Source organism: Pandoraea cepalis (assembly GCF_902459665.1).
GTDB classification, from domain to species: Bacteria; Pseudomonadota; Gammaproteobacteria; order Burkholderiales; family Burkholderiaceae; genus Pandoraea; species Pandoraea cepalis.
The window spans coordinates 323,459-348,264 of record NZ_CABPSL010000001.1 but is presented as its reverse complement, the minus strand read 5'-3'; the positions used below and the strand labels follow the sequence as shown (position 1 = coordinate 348,264).

The window sequence follows — 24,806 nt, the reverse complement described above, 5'->3', positions numbered from 1 at the left end:
GCCGTGACGTTGTGTCATGCCGTGTCGGCGACGGCGTCGCGTCACAGGGAGCGGCGTTCTTGAGCCGTTTTCATTGACGTCGCGCCCGGCAGGCTGGACATCCTGTTCAGGGGAAGATCGATGCAATCAGAAGGTCTCGCGTGGCGCCGGCACGGCGCGACGCTCTTGTTTGTTCTGCTATGGAGCGGCGGCGCACTGGCTGCCAAATGGGGGCTGGCGCATGCGTCGGCGTTTGCGTTTCTTGTCATTCGGCTTGGGGTGGCGCTGGCTGCGCTCACACTCATCGCACTGACGCGCCGTCAATGGTGGCCGGCCGCGAACACCCGGTGGCAAGTGGCAGGCACCGGCGTGCTGCTCATTGGCGGCTATCAGGCGGCGTACCTGCTGGCGCTCTCGCATGGCATCACGCCCGGCGCACTCGCCACGGTGCTGGGCGTGCAGCCGATTCTCACGCTGGTGGCGCTGGAGCGGGCGCATAGCGCGCGACGTCTCGCGGGACTAGCGCTCGCTCTCGCCGGTCTCGCACTGGTCGTCGCGCAAAGCCTGATGTCGGCGCGGTTGTCGGCGGCGGGCTCGCTGTGGGCGCTGGCCGCGCTGGCGTGCATGACGCTGGGTACCCTCGCGCAGAAAGGCTCGCGACAAACGCCGCTCGACGTACTGCCGCTGCAATACGCGGTCGGGTTCGCGCTGGCGTTGGTCGTCGTGCCCACGCAACCGTGGCACGTCGACGCGTCGCTCGGTTTCTGGCTGCCGCTGCTCTATATGGCGCTCGTGATTTCGGTCGGTGCAACGCTGCTGCTCTACCGCATGATCGCGACGGGCAATCTCGTCACCGTCACCAGCCTGTTCTATCTGGTGCCCGTGGTGACGGCGCTGCTCGACTGGGGCATCTTCGGCCATCGTCCCACGGCGCTCGCCGTCGCAGGCACCGCCGCAATCCTGCTGGGACTACGACTGGCGCTTCGATAGGCCGGCTGCGCGTCATCTCGGCTAAGATTGTCGCTTACCGGGTGACAATATTGGGGTGAATCCCCTCGTTGTCACCTGGATCTTCTTATGACTGGGAGCTTGCGGATGGATTTACTCGACGACATGCGGATCTTCGTCACTTCGGTCGATGCCATGAGCTTCACGGGCGCGGCGGCAAAGCTCAGCCTGTCGAAACAGTTCGTGAGCCGCCGCATCTCGTCGCTGGAGCAGGCGCTTGGCGTGCGTTTGTTGTTGCGCACGACGCGGCGACTCGCGGTCACGGACCTCGGCCGCGTCTATTACGAGCGCGCGCGGCGCATTCTCGACGACGTGGAGGCGGCCAACCTCGCCGTGAGCAGTCAAGGGGAGCGCCCGCGTGGCAATCTGCGGGTCTCCGCCCCCATGTCATTCGGCACGATGTTTCTCGGGTCGGTCATTCCGTCGTTTCTCACGACCTATCCGGACGTCACCATCGAGCTGGAACTCAACGACCGCACCGTCGACATCATCGGCGAAGGCTACGACGTGGCGGTGCGCATCGGTGCACTGGCCGATTCGTCGCTGATCGGCCGGGCGGTCGCGCCCATGCGCATGGTGACCTGCGCCAGCCCGCGGTATCTGGAGGCGCACGATGCGCCGCAAACGCCGGAAGCGCTGCGCGAGCACGCCCTGCTGCCCTATGGGCATAGCCAGCGCGTGAGCTGGACTTACACGCGAGACGGTCATCCGGTCGAAATTCCGGTGACCGGTCGCCTGCGCGTGAACAACGGCGAACTGGCACGTGACGCCGCCGTGGCCGGGCTCGGCATCACGTGGCTGCCGGTGTTCATCGTGGCGCCCGCCTTGCTGAGTGGACGGCTGGTCACGGTCCTCGACGCGTTCGAGCCCGCCCCGTCGGCGATCCACGTGGTCTATCCGCAGCATCGACAGGCATCGCTCGTGATTCGCGCGTTTTCCGATTTCCTGTCGTCCGCATGTAGCGTGGCCGGCACTCAATGGTGACCTTTTGCGCAATGTTTGGCGTCCCGACGCACGGGAATCGGCCGTCAGACTTGACCATCCATAGCCCGGACGGGGATACTTGACAGGTTAAAAACCCAGCTTTTCCACGCCGATGACCACGATTCTGCAACACATTCCCACGGGACAACGGGTCGGCATCGCCTTTTCGGGCGGTCTCGACACCAGCGCTGCGCTGCTTTGGATGCGCCAAAAGGGCGCGATTCCGTACGCTTACACGGCCAATCTGGGTCAGCCGGACGAACCGGACTATGACGAAATCCCGCGCCGCGCCATGGGTTACGGCGCCGAGAACGCCCGTCTGATCGACTGCCGTGCGCAACTCGTGGCCGAGGGCATCGCCGCCCTGCAATCGGGCGCGTTCCACATCTCGACCGCCGGCGTCACGTACTTCAACACCACGCCGATCGGCCGCGCCGTCACGGGCACGATGCTCGTCGCGGCAATGAAGGAAGATGACGTCAATATCTGGGGCGATGGCAGCACGTACAAGGGCAATGACATCGAGCGCTTCTACCGCTACGGTCTCTTGACCAACCCGGGCCTGCAAATCTACAAGCCGTGGCTCGACCAGACGTTCATCGACGAACTGGGCGGCCGCAAGGAAATGTCGGAATTCCTGATCGCCAACGGCTTCGATTACAAGATGTCGGTCGAGAAGGCGTATTCGACGGACTCGAACATGCTGGGGGCGACGCACGAAGCCAAGGACCTCGAGCATCTGAATTCGGGCATCAAGATCGTGCAGCCGATCATGGGCGTGCCGTTCTGGCGCGACGACTGCGCGATCAAGGCCGAAGAAGTCACCGTGCGCTTCGAAGAAGGCCAGCCGGTGGCGCTCAATGGCAAGACGTTCGCGAGCGCCGTCGAGTTGTTCGAGGAAGCCAATCGCATCGGCGGCCGTCACGGCCTGGGCATGAGCGATCAGATCGAGAACCGCATCATCGAAGCCAAGAGCCGTGGCATCTATGAAGCCCCGGGCCTCGCGCTGCTGTTCATCGCGTACGAGCGTCTGGTCACCGGCATCCACAACGAAGACACCATCGAGCAATATCGCGAGAATGGCCGCCGCCTCGGCCGTCTGCTGTATCAGGGCCGCTGGTTCGACCCGCAAGCCATCATGCTGCGCGAGTCGGCACAGCGCTGGGTGGCGCGTGCCGTGACCGGCGAAGTGACCGTCGAGCTGCGTCGCGGCAACGATTACTCGCTGCTCAACACGACGTCGCCGAACCTGACGTACAAGCCCGAGCGCCTGACGATGGAAAAGGGCGACTCGGTGTTCACGCCGCTCGACCGTATCGGCCAGCTCACGATGCGCACGCTCGACATCGTCGACACGCGCGAGAAGCTCATGACCTATGCCAAGGCCGGTCTGCTCACCGCATCGAGCGGCGACGCCCTGCCGCAGCTCGAAAGCAAGAAGGACTGAGTCGGCCAACACTCGCCGTGCCTCTCGGGGCGCTGCGAGTATCGCCCGCCACAACAGGCGGCGCGCCCTGAAAGGAGCGCGCCGCCTTTGTTTTTGGTCTGTCACGGTTCACGCGCTAAGATAGCGTCAAAATCAGCCACATCCCCAATCGTCACGCATTCGGGGTGCGCGCCGTGTCCCGTCTCGAGGACAGGCGCATGCGATGGAGACCCTGCGTTGGTACGCTTGATATTGCTGTTGCTCGGCGTCGATTACTTGCGCCGCCGCGCCCTCGCCCTGATCTGGATCGGGGCGATTTTCTTCGCTTTCGGGCTGGCGCTGATCGTCGATGCCCTCGACGGGGTGGTGCACTTCCCGCTCAACGTGTTCGCCTGGCTGCTGCTGCTCGAAGGCCTGGCGACGCTGGCCATCGTCAGCATCGGCGTTGGCGGCCAGCGCATCGTGCGCGCACTCAAGGGCGGCACCTTTACCCTCGCTGCGTTGCTGGTGCTCTTCTTTCATCAACAGCACGGTAACTTCTGGCTGTCGATGCTGTTCGGTACGCTATTCCTCGCCGATGGGCTGCTGCAATGCGTGGCGGCCTATGTCGTGCGGTATCCGCGCTGGATGTGGGCCACGGCGGGGGGATTGGTCGAGATTGCCGTGGCGATCTTCTTTTATCAGCCGTATCCGACGCACTACAAGGGCACCTTGCCCTACGCCATCGGGCTGGGGCTCGCGTTCACCGGGTGGAACTTACTGGTCCTCGCCATGCGCGCGCGGCGCCTGCGCCGCGACTTCCGCGTCGAGCAGATTCTCGGCAGCCCCAGCGACAAACGCGGCTTGTGGAGGAATCGTCCCCGCGCACCGCGCTGGGAGGGCCCGCCCGCCGACGGCGAACCCGCGTTGACGGTGCACGTCTGGACACCATCGGGATCGTCCAAGACCCCGGCGCGCCGTCACCCGGTCATCGATCGTTATATCGCCGCCGTCGACGGGAATGGCGTGATCTCGACGGGTCACGCCGCGCTGGAGAGTCACGAAGGCGTGTATGTGAGTCTGTATCCCGCCAAGGAAATCGACCGTTCTCCGGATCAATTCGGACAATTGCTGCGCGCCACGCGCGAGAATGACGTCCCCGGCGTGTTCCAGCCGGACTATGCAACGGAATCGAAGGCCTGGTGCGCGTCCACCGTCAAGGTGCGTATTCGCAATTACAGCCCGCGTCAGCTAGGCACGTTCTGGCAGGCTTACCGTCAGGACGCCACCTATAACCTCACGCACCGCAACTGCTCGAGCAGTGTGGCCAAGGCGCTCGAAGCCGCAATCGAAGGCCGCGTGGGTCAACTGCCCGGCGGGGCGGATGCCGGCTGGTGGACGTTCGTACGTCTGTGGCTCACGCCCGAGTTGTGGGTCGCCGCGCAACTGCGCAAGCGGGCCGAGACGATGGCGTGGACGCCGGGCCTGGTGCTCGATTACGCGCGTGCCGTGAGCATGCTTGTCGACCCGCGTCCGTTCGGCTGGATCACGATGTCGTCGCTCGCGCTGCGTCGTATGCGCCGGGCGCGTCGCGCGTGGCAGGACGCCGCCGATCAGGCGAGCGTCGCTCAATCGCAGGAAAATCGGCCGTAGCACGGCCGACGGAACACAGAAACGCCCGAGACATCTGAATGGCGACGGCGTAACGTCATGAATACGACGCAAGGCAATGGCAGCAGGTCCGCGGGCGACGCGTGAACTTCACTCACGCATGCTTCAGAAGCACAACTCAATACGAGGACAGTTCAGTATGTTCCATCGCCTGTGGCGCTTTATCAGCGCCGCCCTGTTTGCCAGTCTGGTCATCGGCCGCGCGGCCCACGCGATCACGCCCGAAACCGCGCCCGCCACACTTCCACACGGGGCGATCGTCGACCGGCAGCCGCTCGATGCCGACCACGGCTTGCCCGAGGCCGGCGAGCAATTCCGCATTCGTTACAGCTCCATCGATGGCGTGGGTGGCATTGAAGCGCGAGAAGACACGGGTGCCGTCTTCCTTCCCAAAGGACCGACACCGCCCGGTGGCTGGCCGGTCGTTGTGTGGGCGCACGGTACGGTGGGCGTCGCCAGCGCGTGCGCGCCGTCGCTCAATGTGCGCAGCCAGCGCGACATGCAATATCTGGGCACATGGCTCTCGCTCGGCTTCGCGATCGTGGCCCCCGATTACGCGGGTCTGGGCTCGCCCGGGCTGCACCACTATCTGAATTCGCGTGCGCAAGCCTACAGCGTGCTCGACAGCCTGCTGGCTGCACGCAGCGTCTTCCCGTTGCAGAACCGCGTCGTCCTCGTCGGGCAATCGCAGGGCGCGCACGCGGCGTTCTCGGCCGCCGGTTATCAGCCGCAATACGCGCCTGACGTCAAAGTGATTGCAACCGTACTCACGGGCACGCCGTATTTCAACGCGCAGACGTCGGCCGCCATGCTGTTCGCGAGCCAACCCGATCCGGGCGCGCCGGATCCGAAGATTCCGTACGCGATGTACCTGTTCCTGTCGGCAGCCGACCGCGATCCGACGATGCAGGCGTCGCGCTACTTCTCACCGCAGGCGTTGCCTGTGCTGAACGAAGCCCGCACGCTTTGCATCGACGAACTGACCGATCACTCCACGGCCGTCGGCCTGAATGCGGGCAACAGCATGCAGCCGGATATCCAGAAGCTGCTCGACAACCAGACGCCGTCACTGCGCTACCCGACGCTGCATATCAAGCATCCCGTGTTCATCGGCATGGGCATGAACGACATCGACGTGCCGGTCATCATGCAACAAGCGTTTGCGCGCGATGTGGCCCAAGCGGGAACCACCACCCTGGTGCGTACGTACGAAGGGCTCGATCACGATGCGACCGTCAATCCGTCGCTGCGCGATTCGGTGCCATTCGTCCTCGACCTCATGTCGACGAGAAAGCGTGCGCACGCACAATAATTAGAGGGATGCCTCGAAATTTGGGCTCGAAAAAGCAGAGGGACTGATGGAGATCAGCGATAAGTAGCTGATTTTATTGTTATTATTTTGCGTTGCATATGTGCAACATGCGGGTAACTACGTAAAATTACATATGGTGCGTCGCAACACGGCGTCCTATACTGAACTCGTCTCCTCCATGTCTCCTCCTGATATGGATTAAGCCCGCCATTCGCGGGCTTTCTTTTTTTCCGCGGCCGGAATTCGCTCGACCGTCCGGCGCGGTCATGACCCAGCGCGCTCAGTCGATAGCGGCCGCACACGCGTCCGTCGGCGTGGCCAGCACGCCCCCCACCCCCGGAATGATCTTCAGCCCCGCCGACGCCACCCGGCAGGGGGCAGCCATCAATCCGCACCCTGACACCGACGTCACGAACGGGAGAATGGCGAACAAGGCCCACCACCGGCGCAGATTGCGCGGGGCGGGTTTCGACGCCAATGTCGCGTCCCCCACGTCGGGGGTGCGGAGCGCTTGCCTGTCGACCGTTGCCGGGCGGGAGCGCGAAGCGTCAATGGTGTGATGGGACATCGGGGGGCGCAGCGTCATGAGGGGGTGTCCTGATAAGGGCGAAATGCCAGTCGTTCATGTGATTTGCCGCAGGCGTCGCAAAGCGAGCGAGGCGACGTGGCTCAGGCAGCAGGCGTCGTGTGGCCGATGTACGTGAAGCGCGGCACTGGACCGCTGTCCGTCTCCACCGGTTCATTCCAGATGCGCAACAGACGGGTGCTCATGGGTAGCCCTTCGCGCGGGTACAGCCGCGTATAGACGACCACCGGCTCATCGGTCTCATCGGCGCGGGCGACACCTAGCGCGAGATAACAATTGCCTTTGTAATGACGGTAGACGCCCGGGCGGAACGCCTCGATTTCCGGCGTGGATTCGGCCGACGTTGCGGACACATTCGATACCATCGTTCTCTTCTCCTGCTGACCACAACCGGATACGGTCGGGCAAAAAATGCTCGTTGAAGTTCCGCGTCAGCGCGGCACCGCGATCCCAACCGATTTCGCGAGTGGCGCGGGCGAGATGCCCGAAGCGCCACGGAACGGCTCATCGAGGTTGACGATCAACGCGATGACCATTCCGATCGCGCCCATGTGGATCGCGATGATGAAATTACTTTTCCACGAACCCGGATACCGGCCGTTCATCGCCATCGCCGCCAGCATGAAGAGCGCGATGACCCACCAGAACACGTCGGGCACGGTTTTCGTCGAGTTTTCGAAACGTCCTTGACGGGCCTCTTCCAACCGATCGAGCAAGGTCCGGATCGAACTGGCGCTGTCCTCGTGTTTCGCGACCACCCGACGCGTAGCCCCGACAAACGCCGTCAATGCCGCTTCGGTCACGGGCGACAGATCCGGGTCGGCGGTGCTCAACGTCTTCCATTCGTCGGTGACGGCGGACGTCACGTAGCTGCGCAGCAACACACGCGCCGCCTGCGCGTCGCTGTCGCCAACCGCCTTGAGTTCTCGATCGAGACGTCGGACCACCGACGCCTCGCGCAGCGCCTGATCGTCCGCATGGCCGAGGTTGGCGCGCACGTCGGTCAACACATGGGCGAGCACGAAGACGATGAACGCGAGCAGGCTACCGTGGACGACATCGGATACCGTGCCGCGCACCTCGGACGGATCGGCCAATCGATCGAACAGCCAGACACGCGCCAGCCACGCGACGACCACGGCGAGCAGCGCTGTGCCGATGGCCATGCTGACGAGGAGCAGCCCCGTCGGCATCAACGTCATTTGGTTCACCAGCCATTGCATTCGCGTTCCCCCGCATCCGTCTCGACAAAGCTTTGCGAAACTTACATGGCGGCGGTAAGCGCTGCACCGCCGCCGATGCGGCGACTATACCTGATGCGCGCCCGGCGACAAGCTGGCGACGACCTGACGATGCGTGGCCGCCAGGGCGCATGCGAACAGCGCCGCCCGCTCGAAGGGCCATCTGGGTGCCTGGTTCGCGAACCTTGGGCTCAAGACCACGCGTTGCGAAGCTTGCGAGCGACGTCGATGTGCACCGCCACGTCGCCCACCGGCCCCCGCGGCACCTCGCCCTCGCGCGGCTTCGGGAGAATTTCGTACAGCGGCAACATCGTGTCGGAGACGAAACGGCTGCGCGTGCCGTACACGTGGCGATCGCCCATTCCCGTTTGCTGATGCACATAAAACCGCTGCGGCACGACCAATTGCAGCGATTCCTTCGCGCGCGTCATCGCCACATACAAGAGCCGACGCTCTTCCTCGATGTCCTCGTCGTCGCCCGTGCTCATGTCGGACGGAATGCAGCCGTCGACGACGTTGAGCACATAGACCGAGCGCCACTCCTGCCCTTTCGCACTATGGATCGTCGACAGAATCAGGTAGTCCTCGTCAAGCAACGGCGGGCCGGATTGCGCACTCGTGGCGTCGGGAGGATCAAGGGTCAACTCGGTCAGAAACTGCTCACGCGACCCATACGTACCCGCAATGCGGGCGAGCTGTTCGAGGTCCGCCTGGCGCACGGCCGCGTCGTCGAAGCGTTGTGTCAGCAGCGGCGCATACCAGCGCAGCGCCAGATCGACATCGGCCGGCCATGACAGCCGCGTGTCGTGCAACGCGATGAAGACGTCGACGAACGCGCGCCAATCGGCAGCGGCCGCCGACGGTGGCTTGAAGTCCGCGAGCACCTGCGCGGGCATGGCGGAGGCCGACATGGCGTCGAGCAATCGGGTGGCACTCACGGGCCCGATTCCGGGGATCAACTGGGCCACACGAAACCCCGACAAGCGGCTGGCCGGGTTGTGCGCCCAACGCAGGATCGACAACATATCCTTGACGTGCGCCGCTTCGAGAAACTTCAAGCCGCCGAATTTCACGAACGGGATATTGCGGCGTGTGAGTTCCAGCTCCAGCGCCGCGCTATGGCTACCGGTGCGGAACAGCACCGCCTGCTGCATCAATCGGGTGCCGGTCTCACGTTGCGCCAGCACCTGATCCGCCACCCAGCGGGCCTGCCCCGACTCGTCGCTCACATTGACGAGTTGCGGCAGATGTGTCGATTGCCGATCGGTCCACAATGCCTTCGCGTAGCGCTCGTTCGACTCGGCGATCACGGCATTGGACGCATCGAGAATCGGTTGTGTCGAACGGTAATTCCGCTCGAGCGTGACCACATGGGCGGGCCCGGCAAATTGCCCGGGAAAGTCGAGGATGTTCCGGATGGTGGCCGCGCGGAACGCATAAATCGACTGCGCATCATCCCCCACGACGGTGAGGCCGCGTCCGTCGGGCTTCATCGCGAGCAGGATCTGCGCCTGCAGCCGATTGGTGTCCTGGTATTCGTCGACGAGCACGTGGTCGAAGCGCTCGCCCAGTTCGCGCGCGAGTTCCGGCGCGCTCATCGTCTCGGCCCAGTACAGCAGCAAATCGTCGTAATCGAGAACGTGCTGCGCTTGCTTCGCGTCGACGTAGGCACCGAAGAGCGTCTTGAGCTGCGCCTCCCATTGCGCGCACCACGGGAAGTGCTTCGCGAGCACTTCCGCAAGCGGTGCCTGACTGTTCACCACGCGCGAATAGATCGAGAGGCATGTGCCCTTGAGCGGGAAGCGCGACTGCGTCGCGGAAAAGCCGAGGTCGTGGCGCGCAAGGCCCAGCAAATCCTCGGCATCGCTGCGGTCGTGAATAGTGAACGCTTCCGACAGGCCGATGCGCGTTGCCACATCGCGCAGAATGCGAGCGCCAATGGCGTGAAACGTGCCGGCCCACGGTAGCGACGGCGGTTGCGACGACGCCAGCCCCAGCACCTTTTGCAGCACCGCGCCCACGCGTCGCTCCATTTCGCCGGCGGCGCGACGCGAGAAAGTGAGCAACAAGATACGGTTGGGGTCGGCCCCGCGCACGATGAGGTTGGCGACGCGATGCGCAAGCGTGCTGGTCTTGCCCGAGCCCGCGCCGGCGATGACGAGCAATGGCCCGCCGGGCGCGCCATCGTCACCGACGCCGTAGTCGACGGCTTCGCGCTGGCGGTCGTTGAGTTCGGCCCACGGATCGCGGGCGGGGGCGGTCGGCTGTTCGGACATGCGAGATCTGGGAGCGCCACGAAAAGACGGGCCGTGGCCCGCAAGTACGCTCATCGAGTACTGTATATTTATACATTATAACGATGGCTTCGACGCCCATCGAGTCCCTTCGAAAATTGAGACGAATTCCGGCTGTCGCCCGTCTGACGGCCCACTCACCTACCTCATGACGATTCGTACCGGCACATCGTCCTGGACCGATCCGACGCTCATTGCGTGCGGACGCTTCTACCCGCCGGGCGTCGATACGCCCGAGGCGCGGCTGCGCCATTACGCGTCGCAGTTCGATCTGGTCGAGATCGACAGCAGCTACTACCGGCTACCCGACGCCGCCATGGCATGGCGCTGGACGCAACGCACGCCCCCGTCGTTTCGCTTTCACATCAAGGCATTTCGGGCGTTCACCGGCCATACGACGCCGCGCGCGGCACTGCCGCGCGATATCGCGCAGGCGCTGGGTGCGGGGGACGACGCAAGCGCAGGGCCAGAGGACCCGCTTGCGTCGCTTGGATCGCTCGCGCCGCACGACCTCCCCGCGGAACTTCGCGACGAACTCTGGCGACGCTATCTCGAAGCCATCGAGCCGTTGCGTCAGTGCGGGCGACTGGCGGCCATTCACTTCCAGTTCTCCCCGCGGGTGCAGAACGACCGCGCCGGGCGGGCCCTGGTCTTCGAGACCGCGCGACGGCTCGATGGCGAACGGCACGCCGTGGAATTTCGTCACCGTAGCTGGTTCGACACGCCCTCACGCGAAGCCGCCACGCTGGCCATGCTGCGCGAGACGAGGGCGGCGCACACCATCGTCGACAGCCCCGACGGATTCGACAACACGGTGCCTGCGGTCTGGGCGACGACGCGCGACGATCTGTGCGTCGTCCGTCTGCATGGCCGCAACGCCGCCGCCTGGAACCGACGAGGCATCGCCGCCTCCTCGGGACGCTTCGTCTACGAGTACAGCGCGAGCGAGTTGATCGACATCTCGGCGCGCGTCCAGCGACTGGCCGCGACCGTCGACGACACGCACGTCCTCTTCAATACGAACCACGAAGATCAGGGGATGAAGAACGCGTCGGCGTTCGCGCGCACGCTCACGACGCTTGCGCACGGCATCGTTTAGGGGCGGTGCGCGTCGTCGGTCGGCCGGGCGCCAGCCTTGAGCGTCTTGCGCCATGCGGGCAGGTCGCCAAGTCGCGCGCCTTCCGGTACGGCTCCGTGCTTGCCAGACCCGACGCGTTGCGCGCGATAGATGCCTGTGTGCCCCGAGCACAGATACGCCAATACGCAGGCAATCGCGGCGTAGCCCCCGATCTGCGGGCCGAAAATCTCGATGGCCATCAACGTCGAGGCGATGGGCGTGTTGGCCGCGCCCGCGAACACGGCGACAAAACCGACGCCTGCGAGCACCGCCGCCGGCAACGTCAACACATGCGATAAGGCGTTGCCCAGCGTCGCGCCGATATAGAACAGCGGCGTGACTTCCCCGCCCTTGAAGCCCGAGCCGAGCGTGACGACGGTGAAGACCGCCTTGCCAAGAAAGTCGTACCACGGCAACGACGTATGAAACGCATCAACGATGGTCGGGATGCCCAACCCGAGGTACTGCGGCGTGCCCAGCACTGTGGCCGCCACTGCGACCACCAGCCCGCCGGCGAATGGACGCAGCGGAGCGTAGCCGATACGCCGCTTCATGAAGGCCGAAGTGGCGTGCGTCGCCTGGGCGAACGCCATCCCCGCGAGTCCGCACAATACCCCAGCGGCGGCGGCACTGAGCGCCCCGGTGATCGACATCGACGCGGCGAACGCGCCAGGCGCAATCGTGTACACGGTGTGATGCACACCCCAGGCGCGCGTAACCGCGTCGCCCACGAGCGCCGCGACGAGGCACGGCAACAGGGCGTCGTAGCGCAGGCGTCCGATGGCGAGCACCTCCAGGCCGAACACGGCGCCGGCGAGCGGCGTGCCGAAAACCGAGGCGAAGCCTGCGGCGATGCCCGACATCAGCAGCACACGACGCTGCTCACCGGACAGACGAAAGACGTGCGTGAGCTGATCGGCCAGCGCGCCGCCCATCTGCACGGCCGTGCCCTCGCGCCCGGCGGACCCGCCGACCAGATGCGTGACAACCGTGCCGAACAGCACCAGCGGCGCCATGCGCAACGGCACGACACGCCGCGGGTCGTGAATCTCGTCGATCAGCAGATTGTTGCCGGCTTCGACGCTCGCGCCGAGCCGCAAATAGAGCCAGCCCACCGCGAAGCCGGCGATGGGCAGCAGCCCGAGCAGCCACGGGTGAGCCAGACGCGTCTCGGTCGCGAGATCCAGCGCGACAAGAAACAGGGCCGATGCACTGCCGGCCATGATACCGACAAGCGCCGCGAGCGAACTGGCGCGTGCCGCGCGCGGCAGCACGCCGAACAAGTCGCGCAAGGGAGAGTCTTGAAACATCTTCATGGTGTCCAACAGGGGGGACGAGCGACGCCCTCGACAAATTGCCTGAACACTACCGAGAATGAGAGAAACGCTCGCGCGCATAGCCCGCAACCTCCCGGCACGCCAGGATCTTGCAGGCATCATCAGCCCCGGGGAGGGGCGGTTTGCGCAACGAACGCCGGAGGTATGCCATCTCCGTGAAGCAGCCGACATCCTATCAGGAAGCACGAGCCCTCACAATGCGTGACATTCGCTGCGCCGAAATGCCGAACCGGATCGGCGCATTCCGATAAATCGGCGCATTGACGTTTCGCCGCCGCTCGCATCGCTAGAATCGGTGTCCGGTTCACGGAGAGCGGGTATGGCAGCGGACAGCGAATACATCGAACGCGTCAGGGGGTACGACTGGGACGACGTCACCGGGTTGTGGCGCGACATCCAGCGCTGCGCCACGCCTGGATGGGACGCGGGCAAGGCGCTGGAATATCTCGTACTGAAGGGGTTCGAGCTGGGCGGCGCGACGGTGAGGTGGCCGTATACGGTCAAGTTCGTCGATGAGAAGATCCTCGAGCAGATCGACGGCGTGATCTACGCCGCGGGCATCGCGGCCATGGTCGAATGCAAGGACTATTCGGCCCCCTCCAGTCGAACCAAACGGCGCATCGGCGCCGACCCGATTGCAACGCTCCAGGCGAAGCTGACGCGCCGTCCCGCCGCGCTGATCGGGTGCCTGTTCGCCAGCGGCGAATACACCGAAGCGGCGGAACAACGGGTCAATTTCACCAAACCGGCGACCATCCTTTGCTGGACCGGCGACGATATCGATCGCTGTGTCCATCGACGAAACTTCACGCAGACCCTGCAGCGCAAATTCCGAATCTGCGTCGAGGAAGGCAAGCACCTCACGAAATGTTCGACCTAAGGAGACAGTCAGATGGAAATGCGGAACATCATTTGTCCCTCACGGGACAGCGTGAACTTTCTGAACGCGTGGCTGCCCCCCGAAATTTCCGCGTCGTCGCACTTCTTTTTCCCGTCGCCGCTCAGTGATGCGCCGGCAACCGCCAGGAACGTCCTCGCTACACACCCCCTTCAGGCGCTGCTCATCCGCGACGCCCACACGACGAATCCCGTGCTGATCAGCGATCTGGAGGTGTATGCGGAGGAAAGGTTGATGTTGTCGGCACCGAAGCAGCAATTCGAAATCGAGGTCGTCTCACCGACACTGTTGGTGATGCTGTTCGAAACGCCGGAAATCTTCACCGCAGTCTTTGGCGAGCGAGCGACCGATTTCCTGCACTTGATGGGCAGCTACGATCCCGAGCGGGCCGTCGGCGAAGCCGGCAGCTCGGTGGCGGACATCATCGCCCATCTCGACGACACCACCCGTGCTTTGCTGCGCGCGACGCCGACGGCGCAGCGAATTCTTGCGCGCATCGCCAAGCTCGACGCCAAGCCCTACCTCCGTGACAACGACTGGGACGCTGCCTGGCATCACGACCTGTCGCAGCCGACCGGGTCGTACTGACTCGCCGACGCGTTCGCCCGCGTCACCGCTTGTTAGGCACACGCGCCCTCAGGCCGCCAACGCCCGGCACTGACCGACGACGCGCTCGAAGCACGCCGTCGCGAAATCGACCGACGCTTCGGTCGTAAAGCGCCCGAGGCTCACACGCACCGTGCGGCTCGCGGCATCGTTGTCGAGACCAATGGCACTCAGCACGTGAGACGGCTGCCCCGACGCCGAGTTGCAGGCCGACGTCGACGACACGGCCAGCTTGCCGTTGAGCATGAACGTAGCGAAACCCGGATGTCGCACCGTCAAGCTCAACGTATGAGGGATACGCTGCGCCGTCGCGGCGTTGTGCACAATGTCACCGAGTCCCAGCACACCATCGAGCAGGCGGCGACTCAGTTGCGCGATGTGCGCGTTGTCGGTCGTCATGGCCTGCATGGCGAGTTCGCATGCGGTGCCCATGCCGACGATCTGATGCGTCGCCAGCGTGCCGGAGCGCAGGCCTCGCTCGTGACCGCCGCCATGCATCTGCGGGGCGATGCGCGTCATGACATCCTGGCGCACGTATAGGGCACCGATGCCCTTGGGGCCGTAGACCTTGTGCGCCGACATCGACATCAGGTCGATGCCCATCGCCTTGACGTCGATGGGGGTCTTGCCAAGCGCCTGCGCCGCATCGACATGCAGCAACGCCCCAGCCGCATGCACCACCTTCGCGACGGCCGCCACGTCGGTCAGCGTGCCGAGTTCGTTATTGACGAGCATGACCGACACCAGTCCGGTGTCGGGCCGCAGTGCCGCCGCCACGGCATCGGCGGTGATCTCGCCGGTGGCCGACGGCGTCAGATACGTGACGGATGCGCCGCGCGATGCCAGACACGCCATCGTGTCGAGAATCGCCTTGTGTTCGAGCGCGCTCGTCACGAAATGTGCGCGCGACTGCCCGCGTTCCGCATAGCCTTTGAGTGCGAGATTGTTCGATTCGGTCGCGCCGGACGTCCACACGATCTCGGCCGCCTCGGCACCAATGAGTGCCGCCACCTGGCCCCGCGAGCGCTCCACCAGACGGCGCGCACTCACGCCCGCCGCATGCGAACTGGAGGCTGGGTTACCGAAGACACCGTCCACGCCGAGACAATCGGCCATTGCGGCAATTACGGCGGCATCCGCCGGCGTCGTGGCCGCGTAATCGAAGTAATGGAGCGGTTCTCTCTCGCGCATGATCGGCCTCGGATAAAAAGTGCATCGATCGTACGCGCCACAAACGAGAAAAGGCTTGCGAAATCCCCCGTTGACCGGACGTTTCAGGCAAATCTCATCCCAAAATATGACGAAATCAGGAATTTCCTTCCAGGCGTGAGTGAGCGCCGTCACTGGCTGGGAATCGCACCGTCACCTCGAGTCCGCCACCGGGCGCATCGCCGAGCGACACATCGGCACGATGCATCCGAACGATTTCCCTGACGATGGCAAGTCCCAGCCCGGAACCATCCGCAGTCTGGACCGCTTGCGGGGCCGACCCATCGTGCTCGCGGCGATAGAAGCGCTCGAACACCGCCTCACGCTCGCACTCGGGAATGCCGGGGCCGTTGTCGCTGACTTGCAGCACCGGCACATCGCCATCACACCAGGTGCGCACCGTAATGACAGCACCGTCGCCGGCATAACGAATGGCGTTATCGATGAGATTGCCGCACAACTCGGACAGCAACTCGCGCTGCGCCACCACCGGCACCGGCCCGTCATGCTCAAAGCCCAGATCGATCCCGCGCGAGCGCGCCACCGGCGACCAGTCGAGGGCCACGCTGCGCGCCAAATCGTCCAGCCGTAGCGGCACCATCGCCACCGGCGGGCCGCCTTCCGCCTCCAGACGCGACAGCGACAGCAATTGCCGAACGCTCTTCGCAGCCTGCTTCACCGCATGGTTGAGTCGCTCCACACGCTCACGCGCCCCGGCACTGAGCGATTCCCTGAGCGTGAGTTCGGACTCTGCCTGAATGATGGCGAGCGGGGTTTTCAACTGGTGCGCCGCGTCGGCGAAGAACCGTTGCCGCGAGGCCTGCATGCGGCCCACGCGGCCCACATACTGATTGATGGATTCGACGAGCGGCTTGACCTCGGTCGGCAGATCGACATTGTCGAGCGGCGTCGTGTCGTCTTCATCGCGCGCCGCCACCTTGGCGGACAGCCGATTCAGCGGCCGCAGCCCACGCGTCACGCCCAGCCAGACGATGGCAAGCGCCAACACAACGAGCAGCACCTCCTGCTGCAGCGCGCCCGTAAGAATCTGACGCGCCAGTTCGTGGCGAGACTCCGTCGTCTCACCCACGACGATCCACACAACACGCGTCTGCGCGTTCGGCACGTCATGCACGGGCAGTTGCAGTGCCCCCATGCGCAGCGTCTCGCCGCGATACGTGGCGTCGTAGAACACGGCGTGATATGGCCCGGGCACGAGTCGTCCGGGAGGCATCGGCAGATCGTGATAGCCCGTCACCGCGCGGCCGCCCGCTTCACGAATCACGTAATAAATCTTGCCGCCGCGATCCGATTCGAACATCTCCAGCGCGAGATACGGCAGATTGACCTGCACTTCTCCGTCGATCAGTTGTGTGCCCTCGCGAATCGACTTGATCGAAAACTCCAGCGACCGGTCGAACGCCGAATTGGCCGCGCTCATCGCGCGCTGATAGGTCAGCCAGGTATCGAGCGCGAGCAACCCAAGCAGCGGGAATAATAGCCAGAGTGCCAGTTGACGGCGAAGGTTAGGTTGCGACATGGAGGGCGACGTCAGACGCGCGGATCATGCGGCAGGCGGTGCCGCGTCCGACTTCGCTTCGAGCAGATAGCCCAGTCCGCGCAGCGTGACGATCGCCACGCCGCTGCCTTCGAGCTTCTTTCTCAAGCGGTAGACGTAAATTTCGATGGCGTCTGGATTCACGGATTCATCGATGCCGAAGAGCTTCTCCGAGAGCGCTTCCTTGTTGATCGCACGTCCGCCACGCACGATCAGCACTTCGAGCACGGCCCGCTCGCGCTTGGTGAGCGCCAGCAGTTCGCCGCCGAGACGGAAGCTGCGCTCAACGCCATCGAACACCAGCGGCCCGCACACCACATCGGCGCTTTCGTGATGCTGGGCACGGCGGATCAACGCACGAGCGCGTGCTTCCAGCTCATCGAGTTCGAACGGTTTTGAAAGATAATCGTCGGCCCCGAGGTTGAGGCCCTTCACGCGATCTTCGAGCGAGCCATGCGCCGTAAGAATCAGCACGGGCACGCGGTTACGGCGCGCGCGCAGTCGTCGCAGAATTTCCAGGCCGTCCAGTCGCGGCAGCCCCAGATCGAGAATCACGAGCGAATACTCCTGCGTGCGCAACACGTGGTCGGCAGCCTCGCCGTCGTGCATGCAATCGACGGCGAAGTGCGCCTGCGTCAACGCCTCGGAGAGCGATTTGGCCAGACTCGGATTGTCTTCGACAAGCAGGATGCGCATGAGACCTAGGGAAATCCATGACCCAAAAAAGGGGGCTTGGGCCCGCTTCGATACGAAATCGAAAGCGAATTGAAAGTTTCGGCAAATTACCATGCGCCACACGAAAACGACAAACCCATTCAAGGGGTCTTCCGGAGGATGACATGAAGCAACAGCAATCGCTTGGCGCGATGGTCGCGACCGCAGCGCTCTTCGCAGCCGCTATGCCCGCAGCCCATGCGCAGGTGCCCGCCGGCTATCCGGCGAACTATCAGGCCACGGTCGACGCGGCCAGGAAGGAAGGCAAGCTCATCGTGTACTCCGTGACGGATACGGCGCTCGTGCGTCCGCTCATCAAGGACTTTGAGTCGCAGTACGGTGTGAAGGTCGAATACAACGACATGAACAGCACCGAGCTGTACAACCGCTACATCAGCGAGAGCGCGGCCGACAGTACCAGCGCCGACGTGCTCTGGAGTTCCGCGATGGACCTTCAGGTCAAGCTGGTGAACGACGGCATGACGGCGAGCTACGAATCGCCCGAATCCACTCACATTCCACAATGGGCGCAGTATCAGAAGCAGGCCTACGGCACAACGTACGAGCCGCTCGCCATCGTCTACAACAAGCGATTGTTGCCGGCGAACGAGGTACCGCAGACGCGCATAGAACTGATCAAGCTGCTGCACGCGAACCCGGCCAAGTTCAAGGGCAAGGTCACGACCTACGATATCGAAAAGTCGGGCGTGGGCTTCAACTACCTGACGCAGGACGCCCGCGTGAACCCGGAGGTGACATGGGAACTCGTGGCCGCTTTCGGCGCGCTTAACCCGAAGCTGCAATCGAGCACCGGCGCGATGATGGAGCGCATCTCGTCGGGCGAGAACCTGATCGGCTACAACATCCTCGGCTCCTACGCGTTTGCCAAGGCGAAGAAGGACCCGTCCATCGGCTACGTTTATCCGCGCGACTACACGCAGGTGGTGAGCCGTCTCGTCATGATTTCGAAGAAGGCCAGGCATTCGAACGCGGCCAGGCTCTGGGTCGACTACCTGCTCTCGAAGCGTGGCCAGACCCTGCTCGCTAATCAGGCCAACCTGTTCTCGATTCGAGCGGACGTCGACGGCGAGACGTCGATGGCGAACCTCACGCAACAACTCGGCTCGGCGCTCAAGCCGATCCCGATCGGTGCGGGCCTGCTCGTCTACCTCGATCAGTCCAAGCGTCTTGAATTCCTCAAGCGCTGGCAGCAGTCCATCAAGCGCTGAGCGGCATGCTGTCGCGCGCGCTTCATGGCTGACGTGACACGACGGGGCGCCCCCGCCCCGCGGTCATCGCGTCACCGGCAACACCCTTAAGTCCGGCGGCCGCATCGGCGGCCTGCCTCTCCCCAAGCCTTTCTCGATATGCGCCCCGCGGGGTGCAGGGAGACCCTCATGCTGTCATCTTCTACCGCTGACCGCTCTGCGGTGCCTGCCGGTCGTCCCCCTGCCGGGGCGACACCTCACGGCACAACACCCTGGCGTGCACTCGCGACCACGTCGCGCTGGCTGGTCATCGCCGTGCTCACCGTTGCCGTGATGCTGCCGCTGTCGTTCATCGTCGTGCAGAGCCTGCTCTCGGCCCCGTTCTTCGATGCCAACCGCACGTTCGGTCTCGACGGCTATCGCTTCGTCTTTGCCGACCCCGACTTCTGGTCGGCGGTGAAGAACTCGTTCATCATCGCGTTCGGGATGCTGTTCATTTCGATCCCGCTCGGCGGCATTCTCGCCTTCCTCATGGTGCGCACCGATTTGCCGGGGCGTCGCTGGCTCGAACCGCTGCTGCTCACGCCGGTGTTCGTCTCGCCGATGGTGCTCGCCTTCGGCTATGTCGTGGCCGCCGGCCCCGTCGGCTTCTACGCCGTGTGGTTCCGCGAACTCACCGGTCTCGACGCGCCCTGGTCGATCTACTCGATCTTCGCGATCACCGTGATCGTCGGCCTCACGCATGTGCCGCACGTCTACCTCTACTCGTCGGCCGCACTCCGCAATCTCGGCTCCGACGTGGAAGAGGCGGCCCGCGTGGCAGGGGCACGCCCGTTCCGGGTGGCGCTCGACGTCAGCCTGCCGATGACCCTGCCCGCCCTGCTCTTCGCTGGCGTGCTCGTCTTCTTCCTCGGCTTCGAGGTCTTCGGTTTGCCGCTCGTCCTGGGCGATCCTGAAGGTCACCTCGTGCTGGCGACATATCTGTACAAGCTCACCAACAAGCTCGGTGTGCCGTCATATCACCTGATGGCAGCGGTGGCGATGTGCATCGTCGCGATCACCTTTCCGCTCGTGCTGCTGCAACGTCACCTGCTCAAGCGCGCGAACAAGTACGTGACCGTCAAGGGCAAGGCGGGGCGTCAGACCGTGCTGCCGCTGGGCGTGTGGCGTTGGGTCGCGCTGGCGATCGTCGGTGCCTGGCTGCTGGTGACGGTCTTCGTGCCGATCTCGGGCATCGTGCTGCGCTCGTTCGTCACGCATTGGGGTGAAGGCGTGGTTCTGAGCGACGTGCTCACGCTCGCAAACTTCACCGAGCTCTTCGAGCAAGACAATCTCGTGCGCGCCATTCTCAACACGCTGGGCATCGGCGTGATCGGCGGCGCCATCGCGGTGGGCTTCTACTCGCTCGTGGCATTCGCCGGCCACCGACGCAACGACTGGGCCACGAAGCTGCTCGACTATCTCGTGCTGCTGCCGCGCGCCGTGCCGGGCCTGCTCGCCGGTCTGGCCTTCCTGTGGATCTTTCTGTTCGTGCCCGGACTGCGCGAACTCAAGAATTCGATGTGGAGCATCTGGGTGGCCTATACGGTCGTGTGGCTCGCCTACGGCATGCGCCTCATCCAGAGCGCGCTGCTCCAGGTCGGCCCGGAGCTGGAGGAGGCCGGACGAAGTGTCGGCGCCACGCGCAGCCGCGTGAGCCTCGACGTCACCCTGCCGCTCGTGCGCTTCGGTCTGCTCGCCGCGTGGCTGCTCATCTTCATGATCTTCGAGCGCGAGTATTCGACCGCCGTCTATTTGCTCTCGCCGGGCACGGAAGTCATCGGCTCGCTGCTCGTGTCGCTGTGGGCGACCGGCGCGGTCGATCAGGTCGCCGCGCTCTCTGTCATCAACATCGCGATGGTCGGCGCCGGTCTGGGCGTGGCATTGCGCTTCGGAGTCAAATTGCATGGATAAGCTCATCGTCGACAACCTCTTTCTGAGCTACGGCGCCAACCCCATCCTCAAAGGCGTGTCGTTCGAACTCAAAGCGGGTGAAGTCGTGTGTCTGCTCGGCGCGTCGGGTAGCGGCAAGACCACGTTGCTGCGCGCGGTGGCGGGGCTCGAACAGCCGTCGCAAGGCCGCATCGCGCTCGACGATCAGGTCTTCTTCGACGGCGCACAGGGCATCGACTGCCCTGTCGAGCAACGCTCGCTCGGCCTGGTGTTCCAGTCGTACGCGCTGTGGCCGCATCGCACCGTCGCGGACAACGTTGGCTATGGTCTGAAGCTGCGTAAGGTCGGTGCGGCGGAGCGGCGCGAGCGCGTGCAGAACGCACTCGACCAGCTTGGCCTCGGTCATCTGGCGGCGCGCTTTCCGTTCCAGCTCTCGGGCGGACAGCAGCAGCGCGTGGCCATTGCGCGTGCGCTGGTCTACAACCCGCCCGTCATTCTGCTCGACGAACCGCTCTCGAACCTCGACGCCAAGTTGCGCGAAGAAGCGCGTGCGTGGCTGCGCGAGCTGATCGTCTCGCTCGGCTTGTCGGCGCTGTGCGTTACGCACGATCAGACAGAGGCCATGGCGATGTCGGATCGGATCCTGCTGCTGCGCAACGGACGCATCGAGCAGGAGGGCTCGCCCGCCGAACTCTACGGCGCGCCGCGCTCGCTGTACACGGCGGAATTCATGGGCAGCAACAACCGGATCGATGCGACGGTGAGCGCCGTCGACGGCGATCTCGTCACGCTCGCAGGCGATGGCTTCGCCCTGCAAGCCCGGGCGCGCGACACGCTCGCACCGGGACAGGACGCGCAGGCTGTCATTCGCCTGGAGCGCGTGCAGGTGGCCGACGGCCCGGGCCAAAACCGCGTGAGCGCACAGCTCGTCACGTCGATGTATCTCGGCGACCGCTGGGAGTACCTGTTCCATTGCGGATCGCTGCGCTTCCGGGCGTTCGGCCAGATGGCACGCGAGCCGGGCCATCACTGGGTGGAATTTCCGGCGAACGATTGTTGGGCCTTCGCGCAGGCGCAAGCCTGACACGGGCACGCCGCCGCGTCAGCGCGCCCCCTGCTTTTCACGCGACGCGCGGGCGCTCTCCCGCGCAACACCACGAGAAACAGAAGAGAGGAGACACCCATGAAAATAAGCAGTATCGGTCTGGCCGCATTGAGCGCTGTCGGCATGCTCAATGCCGGCCTGACGCACGCGGCATCGAACGTGACGATCTACGGGATCATGGACGCCGGGGTGGAATATGTGAATCACGCCAGCGACGCCGGTGGCGCGGCACGCGCCGTTTCCGGCGGCAAGAATACGTCGCGCTTCGGCTTCAAGGGCAGCGAAGACCTTGGCGGCGACCTCAAGGCCATCTTCCAGCTCGAGAGCGGCATCAGCATCGTCAACGGTCAGTTCGACGATGGCCCCGGCGCGATCTTCGATCGTCGTGCGGTGGTTGGGCTCAAGCACAAACAATGGGGCCAGGTCACGCTCGGTCGTACATTCACGACGACGTACGACTACATGCTTCAGTTCGATCCGATGGGCTACGCGCCGAACTACTCGTGGGCGACCAGCGCCACGGCCACCGGCGCACGCAAGGATGGACTGTTCTCGCGCTCGGCCAACGCCGTGCGTTACGACGGTGAGTTCAACGGGTTCAAGCTCGGCGCGTTGTATGGCTTCGGCAACGTGGCGGGTAGCACAAAGACATCGTCGAAGTATGACTTCGCTGTCGGGTACGAGAACGGCCCGCTTGCGCTCGTCGCCACGTACGACCGGCAGAACGGCGCGGGCAGCAGCGTCGCGCCGGCCGACACGACCGACTACATCCAGGGAATTCATGCCGGCGCGAGCTATCGCTTTGGCCATGCGAAAGTGATGGCGGGCTACCGGAACTACAAGAAGACGTTTGTGACGGCGGGCACTGCGTCGCTGCGCAGCGACATGTACTGGCTGGGCGGGTCCTATGACTTCACGCCGGCATTCACGTTGTATGGCGCGATCTACCATCAGAACATCAAGGACGCGAGCGACGCAGATCCGACGCTGATCTCGCTGCGCGCGCAGTACGCGATGTCCAAGCGCACGGCGCTGTACCTGTCTGGCGGTTACGCGTTCGCCAAACATGGCCAGAACGTGAGCCTGTCGCGTGACCTGACCGGTGCGGCCGACACGCAGGTCGGCGTCACGGCTGGCATCCAGCATCGCTTCTAACGCTTTTCCTCGACGACGGCCCGGCGCCAGTGGTGGGTAAACCGCTTGCCGGGTCGTCGTGTTTTTTTCAGGCGATCACTCTCTGGCGTCAGGAGAGGGATTCAATATGCGTCGAGTGTGCGTAGACCTGGCCGAACCGATTCGCCAGGAAGTTTGCCAGGGCAATCTGTTCCTGACGCACGAAGCCACGTTGCGGCAACTGCCCGCTGACGAACATGTCGAGCGCCGCGCAGATGGCCGACGCCGTCGTGATCTGGATCGCGCTGGCGCTGTGTCCATTGTTGCGCTCGGCGAAGATCTTCCGCGCGAAGACTTCCTGCGTCAGCACGCCGCGGCGAAGGCCGCTCACGACCACGAAGATCAGCACCACGTCCTGCAGGGTGCTCGGCACCGCGCGCTTGAGGATCGTCTTGATCGTTTCCTGATCGTCCTTGAGGCGCAGTTCGTTGAGCAGTACCTTCATCAACGCGCCGTGGCCCGGATAGCGCACGGACTTGTAATCGAGATCGCGTACGCGTCCGCTGAGGGTCTCGCATAGCGTGCCCACTCCGCCCGACGTGTTGAACGCTTCGTACTCCACGCCATCCAGCGAAAAGTGCTCCAGATCCTCCAGCGGCTGTACGCTCAGTCTGACCCCGTCGCGAATCGCTTCGCACGGCTGGCAGTACTCGTTGATGAGCCCGTCGACGCTCCACGTCAGGTTGTACTTGAGCGAGTTGGTAGGAAATGCCGGTAACGCGCCGACACGCATCTTCACGGAGTCGACCTGATCGAAGGTGGCCGCGAGATGATGGGCCGCGATGGCGATGAATCCGGGGGCCAGGCCGCATTGCGGCATCAGCACGGTCGACGCGCCCTCGGCCAACTGCTGGATCGCGTGCGTTGCGGCCACGTCCTCGGTCAGATCGAAGTAGTGGCACCCTGCTGCGACGGCGGCCGTCGCGGCGCTCGTGGCCATGGTGTAGGGGAGCGCATTGACGACGGCATCATGGCCCGAGATGGCCCGTTGCAGCGAGCCGGTATCGCATCCCGTCAGTTCGACGAACGTGTGGGCATGGTTGCGCACCACGGCAGCCGCCTGCGCGTTGCGGTCGAAAACCGTGACCCGGTAGTCGCCGCTATCGTGCAACAAGCGCGCAATGGTCTGGCCGATGTGTCCCGCGCCAAGCAAGGCGATCTTCTTCATGGTCTTCCCCTCGAATGGAAACGTCGAACGGCAGGGCTGGCCAGCGTCACGCCGAATCGACGGCTTCGACGTTTGTGCAAGCACCGCCACATCCATTCTAGGGAGAGTGTCGGATGAAATGTAGCGTCATTTCGTCGAAATTCATGACTTATCTGCCGAAATGACGAACATCATGACGAACTGCGATGCTGTGGGCCGCGGCCATAAGAAACGTGGGCCGGCTCGGCATTCACGCAATGAGCTGCTCGGAGGAATGGGGAAGGAGGGGACTCGGGCGGGCACGGTGCCCGCCGATCGCCGA

At 64.2% G+C, this 24,806-nt stretch carries 20 protein-coding genes, 1 pseudogene and 1 riboswitch; of the genes and pseudogenes, 12 read left to right on the top strand and 9 right to left on the bottom strand.

Going from position 1 to position 24,806, the window contains the following annotated elements:
• Positions 1–120 precede the first annotated feature (120 nt).
• The 5 genes from PCE31106_RS01550 to PCE31106_RS01530 all read left to right on the top strand — a co-directional run bounded on the left by PCE31106_RS01550 (position 121) and on the right by PCE31106_RS01530 (position 6,359).
• Positions 121–969, top strand: coding sequence for a DMT family transporter (locus PCE31106_RS01550; RefSeq protein ID WP_150562162.1), 849 nt, complete (start codon positions 121–123; stop codon positions 967–969).
• A gap of 105 nt (positions 970–1,074) precedes the next feature.
• A complete protein-coding gene (locus tag PCE31106_RS01545) occupies positions 1,075–1,971 on the top strand; it encodes a LysR family transcriptional regulator (protein ID WP_150562161.1) in 897 nt (298 codons plus the stop codon).
• Positions 1,972–2,083: 112 nt separating this feature from the next.
• Entirely contained in the window at positions 2,084–3,418 is a 1,335-nt protein-coding gene (argG, locus tag PCE31106_RS01540; protein WP_017235717.1) for an argininosuccinate synthase, read from the top strand.
• 216 nt (positions 3,419–3,634) lie between these two features.
• Entirely contained in the window at positions 3,635–5,029 is a 1,395-nt protein-coding gene (locus tag PCE31106_RS01535) for an HdeD family acid-resistance protein (protein WP_150562160.1), read from the top strand.
• Positions 5,030–5,186: 157 nt separating this feature from the next.
• Positions 5,187–6,359 carry an alpha/beta fold hydrolase gene (locus tag PCE31106_RS01530; RefSeq protein ID WP_150562159.1) on the top strand — a complete coding sequence of 391 codons (1,173 nt, stop codon included), beginning with the start codon at positions 5,187–5,189 and terminating at the stop codon, positions 6,357–6,359.
• A 280-nt stretch (positions 6,360–6,639) separates the two neighbouring features.
• On the opposite strand, the gene PCE31106_RS24600 is transcribed toward PCE31106_RS01530, so the two are convergent.
• The 4 genes from PCE31106_RS24600 to PCE31106_RS01510 all read right to left on the bottom strand — a co-directional run bounded on the left by PCE31106_RS24600 (position 6,640) and on the right by PCE31106_RS01510 (position 10,462).
• Positions 6,640–6,810: a DUF6726 family protein gene (locus PCE31106_RS24600; RefSeq protein ID WP_315973487.1), complete on the bottom strand. Its 171-nt coding sequence runs from the start codon at positions 6,808–6,810 to the stop codon at positions 6,640–6,642.
• Positions 6,811–7,028: 218 nt separating this feature from the next.
• The gene (locus PCE31106_RS01520) at positions 7,029–7,310 is read right to left on the bottom strand and encodes a DUF1653 domain-containing protein (RefSeq protein ID WP_150562157.1); all 282 of its coding nucleotides are present in this window, start codon (positions 7,308–7,310) and stop codon (positions 7,029–7,031) included.
• Between the two features lie 66 nt (positions 7,311–7,376).
• Positions 7,377–8,147, bottom strand: a complete 771-nt coding sequence (locus PCE31106_RS01515; protein WP_174974913.1) for a bestrophin-like domain — start codon at positions 8,145–8,147, stop codon at positions 7,377–7,379.
• A gap of 230 nt (positions 8,148–8,377) precedes the next feature.
• A complete protein-coding gene (locus tag PCE31106_RS01510; RefSeq protein ID WP_150562155.1) occupies positions 8,378–10,462 on the bottom strand; it encodes an ATP-dependent helicase in 2,085 nt (694 codons plus the stop codon).
• A 166-nt stretch (positions 10,463–10,628) separates the two neighbouring features.
• On the opposite strand from PCE31106_RS01510, the gene PCE31106_RS01505 reads away from it, so the two are divergent.
• Positions 10,629–11,579 (top strand): DUF72 domain-containing protein, encoded by a 951-nt coding sequence (locus PCE31106_RS01505; RefSeq protein WP_150562154.1) that lies wholly within the window; start codon positions 10,629–10,631, stop codon positions 11,577–11,579.
• Here the strand turns inward: PCE31106_RS01505 and PCE31106_RS01500 are convergent.
• A complete protein-coding gene (locus tag PCE31106_RS01500; RefSeq protein WP_150562153.1) occupies positions 11,576–12,913 on the bottom strand; it encodes a voltage-gated chloride channel family protein in 1,338 nt (445 codons plus the stop codon). The genes PCE31106_RS01505 and PCE31106_RS01500 overlap by 4 nt on opposite strands.
• 106 nt (positions 12,914–13,019) lie before the next feature.
• A riboswitch (Fluoride riboswitch) is annotated at positions 13,020–13,098 on the bottom strand.
• Between the two features lie 155 nt (positions 13,099–13,253).
• On the opposite strand from PCE31106_RS01500, the gene PCE31106_RS01495 reads away from it, so the two are divergent.
• Both PCE31106_RS01495 and PCE31106_RS01490 read left to right on the top strand, forming a co-directional pair.
• A complete protein-coding gene (locus PCE31106_RS01495; RefSeq protein WP_150562152.1) occupies positions 13,254–13,814 on the top strand; it encodes a restriction endonuclease in 561 nt (186 codons plus the stop codon).
• Between the two features lie 12 nt (positions 13,815–13,826).
• Entirely contained in the window at positions 13,827–14,420 is a 594-nt protein-coding gene (locus PCE31106_RS01490; RefSeq protein ID WP_150562151.1) for a hypothetical protein, read from the top strand.
• Between the two features lie 51 nt (positions 14,421–14,471).
• On the opposite strand, the pseudogene PCE31106_RS01485 reads toward PCE31106_RS01490, so the two are convergent.
• The 3 genes and pseudogenes from PCE31106_RS01485 to PCE31106_RS01475 all read right to left on the bottom strand — a co-directional run.
• Positions 14,472–15,629: pseudogene (locus PCE31106_RS01485) on the bottom strand (cysteine desulfurase family protein); the annotation flags it as partial.
• A 115-nt stretch (positions 15,630–15,744) separates the two neighbouring features.
• Positions 15,745–17,187 carry a sensor histidine kinase gene (locus PCE31106_RS01480; RefSeq protein WP_150562149.1) on the bottom strand — a complete coding sequence of 481 codons (1,443 nt, stop codon included), beginning with the start codon at positions 17,185–17,187 and terminating at the stop codon, positions 15,745–15,747.
• Between the two features lie 24 nt (positions 17,188–17,211).
• Positions 17,212–17,901 carry a response regulator gene (locus PCE31106_RS01475; RefSeq protein WP_150562148.1) on the bottom strand — a complete coding sequence of 230 codons (690 nt, stop codon included), beginning with the start codon at positions 17,899–17,901 and terminating at the stop codon, positions 17,212–17,214.
• Between the two features lie 170 nt (positions 17,902–18,071).
• Here PCE31106_RS01475 and PCE31106_RS01470 point away from each other — a divergent pair, with 170 nt between their 5' ends.
• The 4 genes from PCE31106_RS01470 to PCE31106_RS01455 all read left to right on the top strand — a co-directional run bounded on the left by PCE31106_RS01470 (position 18,072) and on the right by PCE31106_RS01455 (position 23,319).
• Positions 18,072–19,148, top strand: a complete 1,077-nt coding sequence (locus tag PCE31106_RS01470) for an ABC transporter substrate-binding protein (protein ID WP_437343786.1) — start codon at positions 18,072–18,074, stop codon at positions 19,146–19,148.
• A 168-nt stretch (positions 19,149–19,316) separates the two neighbouring features.
• A complete protein-coding gene (locus PCE31106_RS01465; protein WP_150562146.1) occupies positions 19,317–21,080 on the top strand; it encodes an ABC transporter permease in 1,764 nt (587 codons plus the stop codon).
• Positions 21,073–22,143: an ABC transporter ATP-binding protein gene (locus PCE31106_RS01460; protein ID WP_150562145.1), complete on the top strand. Its 1,071-nt coding sequence runs from the start codon at positions 21,073–21,075 to the stop codon at positions 22,141–22,143. The genes PCE31106_RS01465 and PCE31106_RS01460 overlap by 8 nt, the downstream gene beginning before the upstream one ends.
• A gap of 99 nt (positions 22,144–22,242) precedes the next feature.
• A complete protein-coding gene (locus tag PCE31106_RS01455; protein WP_017235732.1) occupies positions 22,243–23,319 on the top strand; it encodes a porin in 1,077 nt (358 codons plus the stop codon).
• Between the two features lie 88 nt (positions 23,320–23,407).
• Here PCE31106_RS01455 and PCE31106_RS01450 read toward each other — a convergent pair whose 3' ends face one another.
• Positions 23,408–24,505, bottom strand: coding sequence for a saccharopine dehydrogenase family protein (locus tag PCE31106_RS01450; protein ID WP_174974911.1), 1,098 nt, complete (start codon positions 24,503–24,505; stop codon positions 23,408–23,410).
• Between the last annotated feature and the right edge of the window lie 301 nt (positions 24,506–24,806).